This window comes from Mycobacterium appelbergii (assembly GCF_032883035.1).
GTDB lineage: Bacteria > Actinomycetota > Actinomycetes > Mycobacteriales > Mycobacteriaceae > Mycobacterium > Mycobacterium appelbergii.
The window spans coordinates 194,705-210,049 of record NZ_JAMQTH010000016.1; the positions used below are offsets into that span (position 1 = coordinate 194,705).

The window sequence follows — 15,345 nt, forward strand, 5'->3', positions numbered from 1 at the left end:
CCCACCGACAACCCGGCGCACCGCAACGCGGTCAGCCCGCTCCGATCGTCACCGGGACCGGCCGCTACGCCTCCGGTGGCAGCAGCACATCGGCATCGAAGCACGTGTGATCCCCGGTGTGGCAGGCGCCACCGACCTGATCGACCTCCAGCAACACCACGTCACCATCACAGTCCAACCGCACCGAGTGCACCTTCTGGGTGTGCCCCGAGGTGGCGCCCTTGACCCACTGCTCACCGCGGGAGCGCGAAAAATAGGTGGCCTCACGGGTTTCCAGGGTGCGTGCCAGTGCGGCGTCGTCCATCCAGGCGACCATCAGCACGTCGCCCGTGCCGCGCTCCTGGGTGACGGCAGTGAACAGACCGTCGGCGTTGCGCTTGAGCCGAGCCGCGATCGCAGGGTCGAGTCCCATCAGCGCACCGTGATCCCTTCTGCCGCCATCGCGGCCTTCACCTCGCCGATGGTCAGCTGCCGGAAGTGGAACACGCTGGCCGCCAGCACGGCGTCAGCCCCTGCAACAACAGCGGGCGCAAAATGTTCCACCGCCCCGGCTCCACCGCTGGCGATCACCGGCACCGTCACCGCGGCCCGCACGGCGCGCAGCATGGCCAGGTCGAAGCCGGCCTTGGTGCCGTCACGATCCATTGAGTTCAGCAGGATCTCACCGACGCCGAGCTCCGCACCGCGCGCGGCCCACTCGATGGCGTCGATGCCCGTGCCGCGGCGGCCGCCGTGGGTGGTCACCTCCCAGCCTGAGGGGGTGGGAGGGTCACCGGCGGGCACGGTGCGGGCGTCCACGCTGAGCACGATGCATTGGGAGCCGAACTGCCTGGCCAACTCGGCGAGCAGTTCCGGCCGTGCGATGGCCGCGGTGTTCACCGACACCTTGTCCGCGCCGGCGCGCAGCAGCACGTCCACATCGTCGACCGAGCGGACCCCACCGCCGACCGTCAGCGGGATGAAGACCTGTTCGGCGGTGCGTTTGACGACTTCGAGCATGGTGGACCGGCCCGATGAGGATGCCGTGACATCCAGGAAGGTCAGCTCGTCGGCCCCTTCGCGGTCGTAGGCGGCGGCGAGCTCGACGGGATCACCGGCGTCGCGCAGGTTCTCGAAGTTGACCCCTTTGACCACCCGGCCGTCGTCGACGTCCAGGCACGGAATCAGTCTGGTCGCGACATCACTGCTGGTGCTCACAAATAGTCCTTCGGGTCGCCAACCGATCTCACGATGTCCAACATGCGTTCGTGCGCACCGGGTGCGGCCGCCAACGCGGACTTCGAGGTAGCCGTCCACGGCTCGCCGGCCAGGTCGGTGACGATGCCGCCGGCCGCCCGCACCAACGCAACCCCGGCAGCGTGGTCCCAGATATGGTGGCCGAAACTGATGGCTGCGCCCAGGACCCCGGCACCGACGTAGGCCAGATCGACACCGGTGGCGCCGTGCATCCGGATCCGGGAGCACTCACGACTCAGGTTGGCCAGCACGGCCAAGCGGTAACGACCCGGGAAGCGTCCGCGGGAATCGATGTTGAAAGTCTGGATACCGACGATGGAGTCCGCCAGCGTCGGCGATCCGAGCGGCGGCTGAGCTACTCCGTTGTCCCGGAGCGGTTCTCCGAGCAATGCGGTGTACCGCTGGCCGGTGAACGGCAACCAGGTCAGGCCCGCCACCGGCTCACCGTCTCGCAGCAATCCCAGCAGAATGGCCGCCATCGGCGATCCCGCGGCGTAGTTGAAGGTGCCGTCGATCGGGTCGAGGACCCATACCAGCGGCGAGTCGATCGGCTCTCCGCCGAATTCTTCACCGTGCACGCCGATTCCGGTGGCCTCGGTCAGCGCGCGCACCACCTGCCGCTCGATCGCGAGATCGACCTCGGTGGCAAAGTCATTGCCCTGCTTTTGCACCGCAGAGTCGGCCCGGTGTCCGGCGACGAACGGCACCGCCGCGGCGTCGAGGATCTCGGCCGCCGCTGCCACCAGCGCCGCCAATTGCGACGGGTCACTCACCTCCGGCGCCATCAGAGGCTCATCCGTTGACCGCAGACAGCGCCTCTGGCAACGTGAATCGTCCTGCGTAGAGCGCCTTTCCGACAATCGCACCCTCCACGCCGTGGCCGGTCAGCGTCGCGATGGCCCGCAGATCGTCCAAGCTGGACACGCCACCGGAGGCGATCACCGGCGCATCGGTACGTTCGGCGACCGCGCCGAGCATTTCGAGGTTCGGCCCGGTGAGGGTGCCGTCCTTGGTGACGTCGGTGACCACGAAGCGGGAGCAGCCTTCGCGGTCGAGACGTTCGAGCACCTCCCACAGGTCACCGCCGTCGGTCTCCCACCCGCGGCCGCGCAGCCGGTGCTGCCCATCGACGATCTGGACGTCGAGGCCGACGGCGACCTTGTCGCCGTACTCGGCGATGGCCTGGGCACACCACTGCGGATTCTCCAGCGCCGCGGTCCCGATGTTCACCCGCTTGCAACCGGTGGCCAGCGCAGCCGTCAAAGATTCGCCATCCCGGATACCACCGGACAATTCGACGGCGACATCGAGCTTGCCGACCACCTCGGCCAGCAGTTCCCGGTTGGTGCCGCGACCGAATGCGGCGTCGAGGTCCACCAGGTGGATCCACTCGGCACCGTCACGCTGCCAGGCTTCGGCGGCCTCCAGCGCCGAGCCGTAGTCCGTCTCGCTGCCTGCCTTGCCTTGCACCAGGCGCACCGCTTTACCTTCGACCACGTCGACTGCGGGCAACAGAATTAATGGCACGTTCGAACTCACAGCCCCTCAACCCAATTCGTGAGCAGCGCCGCACCGGCGTCGCCGCTCTTTTCCGGATGAAATTGTGTCGCCGCCAACGCCCCGTCCTCGACGGCGGCGATGAACGGCACATGATGTGTCGCCCAGGTGATCAGCGCCTCCGGCCGGCCGGACCATTCCTGGGCGGCATAGGAATGCACGAAGTAGAAGCGGGTTGCCGCGTACAGCCCCTTGAACAGAGTGCTGCCCGCCGCCGCGTCGACGACGTTCCAGCCCATGTGCGGAATCACCGGGGCGTCGAGCCGCACCACCGAGCCGGGCCACTGGCCGCAGCCGACGGATTCCACGCCGAACTCCACACCGCGGGCGAACAGGATCTGCATGCCGACGCACACGCCCAAAACAGGCCGCCCGCCTGCCAACCGGTCGGCGATGATCTTCTCCCCGCCGATCGCCCGCAATCCGGTCATACAGGCTTCGAATGCCCCGACTCCGGGCACCACCAGACCGTCGGCAGCGGCGGCCGCCGCCGGATCGGCGGTCACCTCGACATCGGCGCCGACACGCTGCAGTGCACGCTGAGCCGACCGGAGGTTCCCCGAACCGTAGTCCAGTACAACAACTTTCTTGATCACAGAGTGCCTTTGGTAGACGGCACGCCGGTGACACGGGGGTCGTACTCGACGGCCTGGCGCAGTGCGCGGGCCACCGCCTTGTACTGCGCCTCGGTGATGTGGTGCGGATCGCGCCCGTAAAGCGTCCGCACATGCAGGGCGATGCGGGCGTTGAAGGCCAGTGATTCGAACACGTGCCGGTTGATCACGGTGTGGTACGGCGCAGACGAGCCTGCGATCGTGAACTCCACCATGAATTCCGGTTCACCGGTGTGCACGAAGTAGGGCCGCCCGGACACGTCGACAGCGGCGTGCGCGAGGGTCTCGTCCATCGGGATGAACGCATCACCGAACCGCCGGATGCCCTTCTTGTCACCGAGGGCCTCCCCCAGCGCCTGACCGAGCACGATCGCGGTGTCCTCGACGGTGTGGTGGCCTTCTATTTCGATGTCGCCCTTGGCGTGCACGGTCAGATCGAAACTGGCATGACTACCCAGCGACGTCAGCATGTGATCGAAAAACGGCACCCCGGTGTCGATGTCGACGACACCGGTGCCGTCAAGATCGAGTTCGACGACGATGTCGGATTCCTTGGTCTTGCGTTCGACCTTCGCGCGACGCGTCACGATGCTCCTACCGGGCTGTTGGTGGATGACTGAAGTTCAGATCCGGCCAGATCGGCGCTCGCGGCCAGCAGCGCATCGTTCTCCCCGGCCAGACCGGTGGTGGCCCGCAGATAGCCGGGGATCCCGACATCACGGATGAGGATCCCGGCATCAAGGTAGCGCTGCCATGTCGCGGGCGCATCGGCGAACTCACCGAACAACACGAAGTTGGCATCGCTGGGGATCACCCGGAAGCCCAGCCGGGTCAGTTCGGTGGTGACGCGGTCACGCTCGGCAGCCAATTTCGCGACACTGGCAAGCGTGTCGTCGGCATGCCGCAACGCCGCCCGTGCCGAGGCCTGGGTCAGCACCGACAAGTGGTAGGGCAACCGTACGAGCAGCAGTGCGTCGATCACTGCCGGTGCGGCGGCCAGATAGCCGAGCCGGCCGCCGGCGAACGCAAAAGCCTTGCTCATGGTGCGGGTGACCACAAGTTTGGCGGGATACTCCTCGAGCAATGCGACGGCGCTGGGCTGCGAAGAGAATTCGCCGTACGCCTCATCGACGATCAGCATCCCGCCCGGCATCGCGTCGAGCAGCCGCCGCAGATCGTCGAGCGGGATGCTCTGCCCGGACGGGTTGTTCGGGCTCGCCACGAACACCACGTCCGGACGACGGTCCTTGATGGCCGCGACCGCTACGTCAACGGCAAGGCTGAAATCGTCGGCCCTGGCTGCCTGCAGCCATTCGGTCTGGGTGCCGTCCGAGATGATCGGGTGCATCGAGTACGACGGCACGAATCCGATCGCACTGCGCCCGGGACCACCGAACGCCTGCAGCAGCTGCTGCAGGATCTCGTTGGAACCGTTTGCGGCCCACAGGTTGTCCACCCCGAGGTCGACGCCGGTCGCCGCGCTCAGATAGGTCGCCAGATCGGTGCGGAGCGCCACCGCATCGCGATCGGGGTAGCGGTGCAGCTCGGCGGCCGCCTCCCGGACCGATGCCGCCACGTCGTCGACAAGCGCCTGAGTCGGCGGGTGCGGGTTCTCGTTGGTGTTCAGCCGCACCGGAACCTGCAACTGAGGTGCGCCGTAGGGCGACTTCCCGCGCAGGTTCTCCCGCAGCGGCAGGTCGGCCAGTGTCACATCGCGCGCCCTGCTCACCGCTCGAGCCCCGTCCCCGTGTCGCTGCGCTCCGGCCCGCCGAACCGCCGTCGCACCGCCTCACCGTGTGCGGGCAGATTCTCCGCCTTGGACAGCGTGATCACATGACCTGAAACGTCTTTCAGCGCCGCCTCGTCGTACTCCACCACGTGGATGCCGCGCAAGAAGGTCTGCACCGACAACCCGCTGGAATGCCGCGCACAGCCCGCCGTGGGCAGCACGTGGTTGGATCCGGCGCAGTAGTCACCGAGACTGACCGGAGACCACGCACCGACGAAAATGGCTCCCGCTGAACGGATCCGGTCGGCGACACCAGCGGCATCGGCGGTCTGGATCTCGAGGTGCTCGGCGGCGTAGGCGTTGACGACCCGCACCCCCGCCGCCAAGTCGTCGACGAGCACGATCGCCGACTGCTTACCGGTCAGCGCCGCCGTCACTCGTTCCACGTGCACCGTGGTGGCCAGCTGTTCGGTGAGCTCGCGGTCGGTCGCATCGGCCAATGCGACGCTGTCGGTGACCAGCACGCTGGCGGCCATCTCGTCGTGCTCGGCCTGACTGATGAGGTCCGCCGCGACGTGCACCGGGTCGGCGGTGTGGTCGGCAAGGATCGCTATCTCCGTGGGACCGGCTTCGGCGTCGATTCCCACCTGAGAACGGCAGATCCGCTTGGCGGCCGTGACGTAGATGTTGCCGGGGCCGGTGATCATGTCGACCGGCGAAAGCTCGCTGCCGTCGGTATCGGTGCCACCGTAGGCGAGCAACGCGACCGACTGTGCACCACCGACGGCCCACACCTCGTCGACACCCAGCAGCGCGGCGGCAGCCAGGATCGTCGGGTGCGGCAGTCCCCCGAACTGTGCCTGTGGCGGGCTCGCGATCACCAGCGAGTCCACGCCGGCAGTCTGCGCGGGCACCACGTTCATCACCACGCTCGACGGATAGACCGCGTTGCCGCCCGGGACATAAAGGCCGACGCGTTCGACGGGTACCCATCGTTCGGTCACGGTGGCTCCGGGCGCCAGCGTCGTCGTGGTGTCGGTGCGACGCTGATCGGCGTGTACGGCGCGAGCCCGGTCGATGGACACCTGCAGGGCGGCACGCACATCCGGGGCGAGTTCGGTGAGTGCCTGCCCCAAGGCCGCGGCCGGCACCCGCACGGTCGCCGGGCGGACGCCGTCGAACGATTCTCCGTAGTCAAGGGCTGCGACCGCGCCCCGTTCGGCTACCGCGTCGACGATCGGGCGGACCTTGGGTACCACGGCATCCACGTCGACGCCACCGCGCGGCAGCGCAGCGCGAAGCTGCGCCGCGTTCTGCACACGGTTACGGAAATCGATCCGGGACATCTGAAACTCGGCCATCACCGCTATTGTCCCTGATCAGTCGAGCTGAATAAAATCCGCCGGGCCAGGGCCGTCACGCGGTCCGCGGTGCGGTGAGCGCAAACCTGCGAATGGAGCCCTACATGTCGGCAAAAGACCATCCCAACAACGCCCCAGGCGTGCCGATGCTGTTTCCCCCCGCCTTGGAGCGGTTCCAGATCAAATACGTCAACCCGGCGCTGAAGCCGCTGTTGACGCGTCTGCCTGGATTCACCGTGATCAAACACCGCGGCCGCACGTCCGGCACACCCTACGAGACCGTCGTCAACAGCTTCCGCAAAGGCAACGTGCTGGCCGTGGGACTGCTCCACGGGAAGACCAACTGGGTCAAGAACGTCCTGGCCGCGGGCGAAGCCGACGTGCATCTATTCCGGGGTGCCGTACACGTGACCAACCCGCGGGTATTGCCCGCGGGTACCGACGACCCGTCGTTGCCCTGGATGATCCGGATTGTCGCCCGCAAGAGCGGAGTCTTCGTCGCCGAAATCGTTTGACGCCGCTGTCAGACTGCACGTATGTCCTGGCAGGTCTGGCTGGCGTTTTTCGGTGCGGCGATCGCGATCAGCGTGTCCCCCGGCGCAGGGGCCATCCAATCGATGTCGACCGGACTGGCCCACGGCCTGCGACGGGGCTACTGGAGCATTCTCGGCCTCCAGGTCGGGCTGATGCTGCAACTGGCGCTGGTCGCGCTCGGCGTGGGAGCCGCGATTTCCAGGTCACTCCTGGCGTTCAACATCATCAAGTGGATCGGTGTGGCATACCTCGTCTATCTGGCCATCCGGCAGTGGCGAGCCGCGACATTCGACTTGCGCGAGCAGGTGGACAACGTCGCAGGGGGCGGCAAGCGGGTGCTGTTGGCCCGCGGATTTCTGGTCAACGCCACCAATCCGAAAGGCCTGGTGTTCTTCCTGGCCGTGCTGCCACAGTTCGTGGTGCCCACGGCGCCCCTGCTGCCGCAGTACCTGGCGATCGGCGTCACGATGATGATCGTCGACACCGTGGTGATGGGGCTCTACACCGGTCTTGCCACCCGGTTGTTGCAATGGCTGCACACCCGCCGCCAGCAGACCGTGCTCAATCGCGTGTTCTCGGGACTGTTCGCCACCGCGGCGGTGGTGTTGTCCCTGGTGCGCCGTGGGGCGACGGTCTGATCCGCCTACCTAGCCGGATTCCAGCGTGCGCGTGATGATCGGGATCGCGCTCTGCATCGCGGTGCGAAGGGACGGCGCCGCCTCGTCCGGCAGCACGTCACGTGACCAGATGAACCGGCAGCGCCCGGGTCCGTCCGGCACGACATGCATGACTGCGTTGTCGTGGTCGGGTCGGAACGTGTCACCGATCAACGAGTAGGCGATTCGGCGAGCCTCGTCGTCCCTGGTGATCAGGCGTTCGCGGGCGACGAAGCCGTCAGCGAAGGTGACGACACGATCGTCGCCGGCGGCCTGGGACGACACCACATGCCCCGGCGCCATCAGCACCGGACCGTCGACCCAGTCACCGATCACGCGCCAGACCTGTGCGGCGTCCACCTCAATCTCGAACTCGATGTTTATCGATGCCATGCAGCCAGTCTCGTGCCAGGACGCGGTGCGGTCTTGAACATCTTTGCGGTCGCTGTCGTACCCGCCGGTTAGCGTTCCAGTCGTGTTGACCGCGGTGACCCTCGCCATCCGTCCTGACTTCCGCATTTCTCAATGGACCTGCCGGGGAGATCAGGCCGCTTGGTCGGAGCCGGAAAGCCCAGTGGATGCGCGGCTGGTGCTCGTCCGCGCCGGACGTTTTCAGCGTCGTGGATTCGACGGCCCACTGGATCTCGACCCGACCGTCGGTTACGTCGCCGCGCCAGGCGAATCCGAGCACTTCGCCCACCCTCACGGCGGCGATCGGTGTACGTCGGTGCAACTCAGCGCCCAGAGCTGGTGGCAGTTGGTGGGCGAACCCGGCCGCGTGCGGCGCTCGGCGGTCTATGTGGACGCGGAACTGGAGTTGGCGCACCGGCGCCTGCTGGCTGCCGGCCACCACGATCCCGACTACCGGCTCGCCGAGGATGTCCTGCAGTTGGCGGTCCTCGCCTTGCGTGGGTCAGGCGATCGGCCGACACCGATGGATGATGCACCGTCGCCCGCGGACCGCCGATTGGTCGCGATGGCCCGCGCCGCGCTGCACGATGGCCATCCATCGGCATGTGGACTGTTCCCGTTGGCAAGCCTGCTCGGTGCATCCCCGTACCGGTTGAGCCGTGCCTTCACGAGAGAGCTGGGCGTTTCGGTGACGCGGTATCGCAACCGGATCCGAATTGGTCGGGCTCTCGACCAATTGGAGCGCGGCGAACGCGGGCTGGCGGACCTCGCCGCTGAGCTGGGCTTCGCTGACCAAGCCCATTTCAGCCGGACCTTGCGGCAGCACACCGGGCATACGCCTACCGCGGTCCGTCGCATGCTGCACCGTTCTGTACCGCAATAATCGCCCGGTTGCGGTTCACAATCTTTGCTGAAAATACGGCAGGCGCGGGCGGCTTTGGTGGTGACGGTAGCCGATCGCGCCGCGTGACGTATGTGACTACCACTGCGATGTGTGACGTCAGTCACCCGACCGGGTGTCGATGTCACACGTGGGGGTGCGGATGCGTCTGTTGAGTAGCCCGGCTGTTTGGGCCGGGCCATCTCACGGAAGGAGACGGGGCGATGTCGAGTAGCCGTGTATCGGGCCAGATGCGGTTCGTGCAAGTGGTCGTCGTGGTGGCGGCACTGAGCATGCTGATCACCGGAGTGTGGATGCGCATCGATCCGGCATCCTTTGCGCGGTGGGCCAACTGGCCCAACCACGTGCATTTCCTGCACGACGCCGGAGTTTTCCAGATCGGCATCGGCATGACGATGGTGTTCGCGCTGTGGTGGCGCGATGTGATCGCTGTCGTGTTGACTGGTTTCCTGGTAGCCAACACACTGCATGCGATCAACCACTTTTTGGACACCGACGGTGGCAATGCCGCCGATTGGTGGCAACTGGGCGTGTTCTCGCTGCTGGCGGGCGCCGGAATTGTGGTCCGGCTGCGCCAGATTCGCAGCAGGAATGTTCAGTCCTCCGCGCACCGGATGGCGGCGCTGCGATGAAGTCCTAGGTATCCAAACCGATGTCGAGCACCCGCACCGAATGCGTGAGCGCACCGATCGCCAGATAGTCGACGCCGGTCCCCGCGTATTCGGCGGCGCTGTCCAACGTCAGCCCACCTGAGGACTCGAGCAGCGTCTTGGGTGAGCGGGAATCCCTGCGCTGCACCGCCATCTGGGTCTGCCAGACCGGGAAGTTGTCCAGCAGCACCAACTCGACGTCGGCCGAAAGTACATCGTCGAGCTGTTCGAGGGAATCCACCTCGACCTCGCAGGGCAGATCGGGGGCCTCGGCGCGCACGGCCTTGAGGGCAGCGAGCACTGACCCGGCCGCGGCGACGTGGTTGTCCTTGATCAGCGCCGCGTCGCCCAGACCCATCCGATGATTGGCACCCCCGCCGACGCGCACCGCGTACTTCTGCAGCGCCCGTAGGCCGGGCAGCGTCTTGCGGGTATCACGGATCTTGGTGTCGGTGCCGGCCACCGCGTCGACCCAGGCCGCAGTTGTGGTGGCGATGCCCGACAGATGCGACACCAGGTTGAGCATGGTGCGCTCGGCGGTCAGCAGCTGCTGCGTCGGCGCTTCCACGGTGAGCACCGTGGAGTGCGCATCCAATCGGGCACCGTCGTCGATCCGGTGGACAACCCGGTAACCGCCTGTGCCGATGACCTCGTCGAGCACGAGAAGCGCGATCTCGATGCCCGCGATCACGCCCGGTTCGCGGTTCACCACCGACGCTGTCGTGGTCGCGTCGGCCGAGACGGTGGCCAGTGTGGTCACGTCGGGTCCGTACCGCAGGTCCTCCTCGAGCGCTCGGGCAATCGTGGCCCTGGCCTCGTCGAGCTCAGTCATGGACATTTTCATCAGCACACCGCCGTTGGGGTCTCGACGAGGATCCGGCCGGTATCGCTGCGCACAGTCAGCGAATGTCCCAGCGCGGGATCGGTTTCAGGATGGTCACCGCGGTGATGGCACCCGCGGCATTCGGTACGGGCCTGCGCCGCGGCGGCCACCGCACGCGCCGTCACGGTCAAGCTCGCGTCTTCAAATCTCTTGCGGGTGCGCGGTTCTACGGTCCTCGCCGAGCCGAGAATATCGGCGAGGTCGTGCAGACCTACGGCGTCGCGGACCACCGAGGCGTGCATGGACATGGCGCGTTGCAGGGCGCCACGGTCGACCACCTCGTGCTCGAGGCGCTCCGGCGCGTTGGCACGCACCGTCCCTGCCTGCGCCACGTGCTCGGCTGCGGCCGCGCCCGCTCGACCGCCCACCACCAGCCCCTCCAACAAGCTGTTGGAGGCGAGCCGATTTGCCCCGTGCATACCGGTCCTGGCGACCTCGCCTGCGGCGAACAGGCCCGGAAGTTCGGTGCGACCGTGGACATCGGTCACCACGCCCCCACAGCTGTAGTGCGCACCCGGCACCACCGGGATCCGCTGGCGGGTCGGGTTGATCCCGGCGGCTGCGCACGACGCCGCAACAGTCGGGAACCGTTCGCCGAAGTCGGCGATGTGGCGTGCGTCCAGGTAGACGCACGGGTCTCCAGTTTCGGTCAGCCGGGCGTGGATGGCAGCAGCCACCACGTCACGCGGGGCCAGATCCCCCATGGGATGCACGCCCTCGGTCAGTGAATTCCCCTGCGAATCAACGAGAACTGCCCCCTCGCCGCGCAACGCTTCGGTGATCAGCGGCCGACGCCCACCGTGGTTGCCGTCGAAGAGCATGGTGGGATGGAACTGGATGAACTCGACGTCGCTGACCGCGGTACCCGCCCACAGCGCCAGGGCGGTGCCGTCACCGGTCGCGCCGTCCGGGTTGGTGGTCGCCCTGTAGAGATGGCCGAGTCCGCCGGTGGCCAGAATGACCGACGGTGCATGGATCATGCCGGCGCCGTCGGTGTTTCGAAGTAGAACGCCGGTGACCGCCGCACCGTCGTGCAGGATCCGCAGCGCGACGTGGTCTCGCCGGATGTCGAGGTTCGCGGCGGCGAAATCGAGGCGGCGTTGAACTTCGGCTCCGGTGGCGTCGCCGCCTGCGTGGATGATGCGGCGCCGCGTATGCCCGCCTTCGCGGGTCAGTGCCCAGTGCCCGGCCGCGGTTTCGTCGAACCGCGCACCGGCCGCCACCAAATCCCGTACGGCGCGATAGCCGTCGGCCACGATGGAGCGCACCGCACCGGCATCGCACAGGCCGCCACCTGCCAGCAGCGTGTCAGCGACGTGCGCCTCGACCGAATCGTCGCCGTCGGGCAGCACGACGGCGATGCCACCCTGGGCGTAGAAGGTCGCGGTCTCGCGGGCCTTGCTCAATACGACGACCCGGAGGCCACGGCGTTGCGCGGCCAGCGCCGCCACCAGACCGGCAACCCCGGTGCCGATGACGACGACGTCTGCCCGCTGCTGCCACAGCGCGGATCCGCCGCAGGCGATCATTCCCCGCCGCCGGGCTGACCGATCGCAATCATCCGTTGCACGCTGGCGCGGCCCAGCCGGGCGGTTTCGGCATCGACGTGCACTTCGTCGGCACCCTCGGTGAGGCAGCGCAGCAATGCGGCTGGCGTGATCATCTTCATGAACGCGCACGAGGCGCGGTCATTGACCGCAAGGAATTCGACTTCGGGTGCGGCCCTGCGCAGCTGGTGCAGCATACCCACCTCGGTGGCGACCAGGACCTGGCTGGCGTGGGTCTGGCGTGCGGCGTCGAGCATGCCGCCGGTGGACAGAATCTTCACCCGCTCTTCGGGAACAGCGCCTTCACCGGCGAGGTACAGCGCCGAGGTGGCACACCCGCATTCCGGATGCACAAACAGCTCGGCGTCGGGATGCGAACGGGCCTGATCGGCCAGCTCATCGCCGTTGATCCCGGCGTGCACATGACATTCGCCTGCCCAGACGTGAAGATTCTTGCGGCCGGTGACCCGTCGCACATGCGCGCCGAGGAACTGGTCGGGGCAGAACAGCACTTCGCGATCCTCGGGTATCGAGGCGACGACCTCGACGGCATTGGACGAGGTGCAGCAGACGTCAGTGAGCGCTTTCACCGCAGCGGTCGTGTTGACGTAGGAGACGACAACGGCCCCGGGGTACTCGTCCTTCCACGCCTGCAGGTCTCCTGCGGTGATCGAGTCGGCCAGCGAACATCCGGCCCGCCGGTCGGGTATCAGGACCGTTTTGTCGGGGCTGAGGATCTTGGCGGTCTCGGCCATGAAGTGCACACCACAGAACACGATGGTGTCCTCCGGGGCTTCTGCCGCGATACGTGACAACGCCAGCGAGTCACCGACGTGATCGGCGACGTCCTGGATGGCCGGCAGTTGGTAATTGTGCGCGAGCAGTGTGGCTCCACGCTGTTCGACCAGGCGGCGGACCTCGGCGGCCCACTGCTCGTCACCGACCACGCCGGAGTAGCCGCCCGGCCCATCGACGATTCGGTCCGCCAAGTCCCCCGTGGGCATACCGTTGAGCAATGTCACGGCGGTCTCCTCACCAGAGTCAGGTTTTCGACTTATAATCGAAAACATGCAATATGGTAACACCGCGCACGAAGTGCTCGCCGTCGTGTTCCAGGTTCGCGACCTCGACACCCGCCAACCGGGCCTCAACGTGCTGTTATGGCAACGTGCGCTCGACCCCGAGCGGGGCAAGTGGTCACTACCCGGTGGACGACTGCGCGACGACGAAGATCTGAAAAGCTCCGTGCAGCGCCAACTCGCCGAGAAGGTCGATCTGCGTGAACTGGCCCACCTCGAACAGCTCGCGGTGTTCTCCGACCCGGTTCGGGTGCCCGGCGTGCGCACGATCGCGTCGACGTTCTTGGGTCTGGTTCCCGCTCCCGCCACCCCGGCACTACCCCCGGACACCCACTGGCATCCCGTCAACGACCTACCGGCAATGGCATTCGACCATGCCCCCATGGTCGAGCACGCACGCCTGCGGCTGGCCGCCAAGCTCTCCTACACAAACATCGGATTCGCTTTGGCGCCAAGAGAATTCGTCGTGTCAACATTGCGCGATGTCTACAGCGCGGCGCTGGGATACCAGGTCGATGCGACCAACCTGCAGCGCGTGCTGGAACGCCGCAACGTCATCACCCGCACCGGCACCACTGCCCGCTCGGGCCGCAGCGGCGGGCGTCCGGCCGCCCAGTACCGGTTCGCGGAAGCCAACTACCGCGTCACCGACGAATTCGCCGCGTTACGTCCTCCCGGGTGAGTCGACTGGATTCTTAGACCGTCCTTAAGGAACAATGCCCGGATGACTTCAAGCAGCGCCGCCGCCACAACCGGTGCGGAATGGATCGGCCGGGCGCTGCACCAGGAACTCGACCGCGCGGCCCGCCCCAAGCTGCCCAGCGAGGATCCCTTCTACCTGCCCCCGCCCGGATTCCACCACGCCGAGCCGGGCACGGTGCTGCGCAGCCGGGACGTCGAGCTGGCGTTTCTCGGCCTGATCCCGCAGCGCCTGCAGGCCACCCAGTTGCTCTACCGCTCCACTGACCGCCACGGCGAACCCGTCGCGGCCGCTACCACCGTGATCGTGCCCACGGACGCCAAGCCCGATTGCCCGATCGTCTCCTACCAATGCGCGATCGACGCGATAGCCGGGCGCTGCTTCCCGTCCTACGCGCTGCGTCGCCACGCCATGGCCATCGGATCACTGGCCCAACTCGAGCTTCTGCTGATCAGCGCGGCCATTGCGGAAGGCTGGGCCGTCTCTGTGCCCGATCACGAAGGCCTCAACGGCATGTGGGGCGCACCCTATGAGCCCGGCTATCACGTCCTCGACGGTCTGCGCGCCGCAGTGAATTCCGAACAGCTGTCACTGTCGCCGTCAGCACCCATGGGATTGTGGGGCTACTCCGGTGGTGGGCTGGCCAGCGCCTGGGCCGCGGAGATGAGCGGTTCCTACGCCCCCGAGCTCAAAATCGTCGGCGCTGTCCTGGGCTCCCCGGTGGGCGACCTCGGACACACCTTCCAAAAGCTCAACGGAACCATCTTCTCCGGCCTTCCCGCGCTCGTGGTCGCCGCACTGGCCGACATCTATCCGGAGCTGAACCGCGTCATCGCCGAACACGCCACCGTCGAAGGCAAGAAACTGCTGGACCGGTTGCACGGCATGACCACCGTGGCGGCCGTGCTGAAGATGGCCCGAACCGACATGGACGATCTGGTGGACCTGCCACTGCAGGAAATCCTCGACGGCCCCGAAGTCAAGCACGTGTTCCACGACATCAAGCTCGGGGTGGCCACCCCGGCCCCGCCGGTCCTGATCGTCCAGGCGGTTCACGACGAGATCATCTCGGTCGACGATATCGACGAACTGGCGGATGCCTATTCCGGCGGCGGTGCAGATGTCACCTATCACCGGGACATGTTCAGCGAGCACCTGCTGCTGCATCCGCTGTCGGCCCCGATGGCGTTGCGCTGGCTGACCGACCGGTTCGCCGGCCGACCGCTGAGCGATCACCTGGTACGCACCAAATGGCCGACGCTGCTCAACCCGATGACCTACATGGGTATGGCGCGCCTCGCCCGGATCGCCCTGAAAGTCGCTACCGGACAGACGGTGGGGCGGCGCCCGCTCTGACCGCGGGCTGGTGGCCGCCAGCCCCGAGATTGCGCTGAGGGACAAAATCGGCTCCTTGGATTCAAGCGGTGGCTGCAACGAATGTGGACGGGTCTGAGAGTAGTCGGTCGAGTTCTTCGGCGGGGGTGCGC

Annotated in this window: 18 protein-coding genes; 6 read left to right on the forward strand and 12 right to left on the reverse strand. The window is 66.8% G+C overall.

Annotated elements, in window-relative coordinates:
• Window positions 1-64: 64 nt before the first annotated feature.
• Genes hisI through hisD form a run of 8 tightly spaced genes read right to left on the reverse strand, consistent with a single transcriptional unit; the run spans window position 65 to window position 6,497 of the window.
• A complete protein-coding gene (hisI, locus tag M1247_RS30495) occupies window positions 65-412 on the reverse strand; it encodes a phosphoribosyl-AMP cyclohydrolase (protein ID WP_317160151.1) in 348 nt (115 codons plus the stop codon).
• Window positions 412-1,197 carry an imidazole glycerol phosphate synthase subunit HisF gene (gene hisF, locus M1247_RS30500; protein WP_317160152.1) on the reverse strand — a complete coding sequence of 262 codons (786 nt, stop codon included), beginning with the start codon at window positions 1,195-1,197 and terminating at the stop codon, window positions 412-414. The genes hisI and hisF overlap by 1 nt, the downstream gene beginning before the upstream one ends.
• Window positions 1,194-2,021 (reverse strand): inositol monophosphatase family protein, encoded by an 828-nt coding sequence (locus M1247_RS30505; RefSeq protein ID WP_317160153.1) that lies wholly within the window; start codon window positions 2,019-2,021, stop codon window positions 1,194-1,196. The genes hisF and M1247_RS30505 overlap by 4 nt, the downstream gene beginning before the upstream one ends.
• Window positions 2,022-2,028: 7 nt before the next feature.
• On the reverse strand, window positions 2,029-2,775 hold the full coding sequence (priA, locus tag M1247_RS30510) for a bifunctional 1-(5-phosphoribosyl)-5-((5-phosphoribosylamino)methylideneamino)imidazole-4-carboxamide isomerase/phosphoribosylanthranilate isomerase PriA (protein ID WP_317160154.1): 747 nt from the start codon (window positions 2,773-2,775) through the stop codon (window positions 2,029-2,031).
• Window positions 2,772-3,389, reverse strand: coding sequence for an imidazole glycerol phosphate synthase subunit HisH (hisH, locus tag M1247_RS30515; protein WP_317160155.1), 618 nt, complete (start codon window positions 3,387-3,389; stop codon window positions 2,772-2,774). The genes priA and hisH overlap by 4 nt, the downstream gene beginning before the upstream one ends.
• A complete protein-coding gene (gene hisB, locus M1247_RS30520; protein WP_317160156.1) occupies window positions 3,386-3,994 on the reverse strand; it encodes an imidazoleglycerol-phosphate dehydratase HisB in 609 nt (202 codons plus the stop codon). Before hisB ends, hisH begins: the two co-directional genes overlap by 4 nt.
• Window positions 3,991-5,136, reverse strand: a complete 1,146-nt coding sequence (locus tag M1247_RS30525; RefSeq protein ID WP_317160157.1) for a histidinol-phosphate transaminase — start codon at window positions 5,134-5,136, stop codon at window positions 3,991-3,993. The genes hisB and M1247_RS30525 overlap by 4 nt, the downstream gene beginning before the upstream one ends.
• Complete coding sequence (gene hisD, locus M1247_RS30530; RefSeq protein WP_317160158.1) at window positions 5,133-6,497, reverse strand: histidinol dehydrogenase; 1,365 nt, start codon at window positions 6,495-6,497, stop codon at window positions 5,133-5,135. The genes M1247_RS30525 and hisD overlap by 4 nt, the downstream gene beginning before the upstream one ends.
• A gap of 104 nt (window positions 6,498-6,601) precedes the next feature.
• Here hisD and M1247_RS30535 point away from each other — a divergent pair, with 104 nt between their 5' ends.
• Both M1247_RS30535 and M1247_RS30540 read left to right on the forward strand, forming a co-directional pair.
• Window positions 6,602-7,012, forward strand: a complete 411-nt coding sequence (locus tag M1247_RS30535) for a nitroreductase family deazaflavin-dependent oxidoreductase (protein WP_317160159.1) — start codon at window positions 6,602-6,604, stop codon at window positions 7,010-7,012.
• Between the two features lie 21 nt (window positions 7,013-7,033).
• A complete protein-coding gene (locus tag M1247_RS30540; protein WP_317160160.1) occupies window positions 7,034-7,669 on the forward strand; it encodes a LysE family transporter in 636 nt (211 codons plus the stop codon).
• Between the two features lie 9 nt (window positions 7,670-7,678).
• On the opposite strand, the gene M1247_RS30545 is transcribed toward M1247_RS30540, so the two are convergent.
• On the reverse strand, window positions 7,679-8,080 hold the full coding sequence (locus M1247_RS30545; RefSeq protein ID WP_317160161.1) for an SRPBCC family protein: 402 nt from the start codon (window positions 8,078-8,080) through the stop codon (window positions 7,679-7,681).
• 82 nt (window positions 8,081-8,162) lie between these two features.
• Here M1247_RS30545 and M1247_RS30550 point away from each other — a divergent pair, with 82 nt between their 5' ends.
• Window positions 8,163-8,981 (forward strand): AraC family transcriptional regulator, encoded by an 819-nt coding sequence (locus M1247_RS30550; RefSeq protein ID WP_317160162.1) that lies wholly within the window; start codon window positions 8,163-8,165, stop codon window positions 8,979-8,981.
• A 221-nt stretch (window positions 8,982-9,202) separates the two neighbouring features.
• Window positions 9,203-9,631, forward strand: a complete 429-nt coding sequence (locus M1247_RS30555; protein ID WP_317160163.1) for a hypothetical protein — start codon at window positions 9,203-9,205, stop codon at window positions 9,629-9,631.
• Window positions 9,632-9,635: 4 nt separating this feature from the next.
• On the opposite strand, the gene nadC is transcribed toward M1247_RS30555, so the two are convergent.
• The 3 genes from nadC to nadA are packed head-to-tail and all read right to left on the reverse strand — an operon-like array spanning window position 9,636 to window position 13,101.
• The gene (gene nadC / locus M1247_RS30560; RefSeq protein ID WP_317160164.1) at window positions 9,636-10,493 is read right to left on the reverse strand and encodes a carboxylating nicotinate-nucleotide diphosphorylase; all 858 of its coding nucleotides are present in this window, start codon (window positions 10,491-10,493) and stop codon (window positions 9,636-9,638) included.
• The gene (locus M1247_RS30565; RefSeq protein WP_317160165.1) at window positions 10,493-12,061 is read right to left on the reverse strand and encodes an L-aspartate oxidase; all 1,569 of its coding nucleotides are present in this window, start codon (window positions 12,059-12,061) and stop codon (window positions 10,493-10,495) included. The genes nadC and M1247_RS30565 overlap by 1 nt, the downstream gene beginning before the upstream one ends.
• Complete coding sequence (nadA, locus tag M1247_RS30570) at window positions 12,058-13,101, reverse strand: quinolinate synthase NadA (protein WP_410506967.1); 1,044 nt, start codon at window positions 13,099-13,101, stop codon at window positions 12,058-12,060. The genes M1247_RS30565 and nadA overlap by 4 nt, the downstream gene beginning before the upstream one ends.
• A gap of 73 nt (window positions 13,102-13,174) precedes the next feature.
• Here nadA and M1247_RS30575 point away from each other — a divergent pair, with 73 nt between their 5' ends.
• Window positions 13,175-13,840, forward strand: coding sequence for an NUDIX hydrolase (locus M1247_RS30575; protein WP_458695268.1), 666 nt, complete (start codon window positions 13,175-13,177; stop codon window positions 13,838-13,840).
• A gap of 42 nt (window positions 13,841-13,882) precedes the next feature.
• Window positions 13,883-15,214: a lipase family protein gene (locus M1247_RS30580; protein WP_317160167.1), complete on the forward strand. Its 1,332-nt coding sequence runs from the start codon at window positions 13,883-13,885 to the stop codon at window positions 15,212-15,214.
• Window positions 15,215-15,345 lie beyond the last annotated feature (131 nt).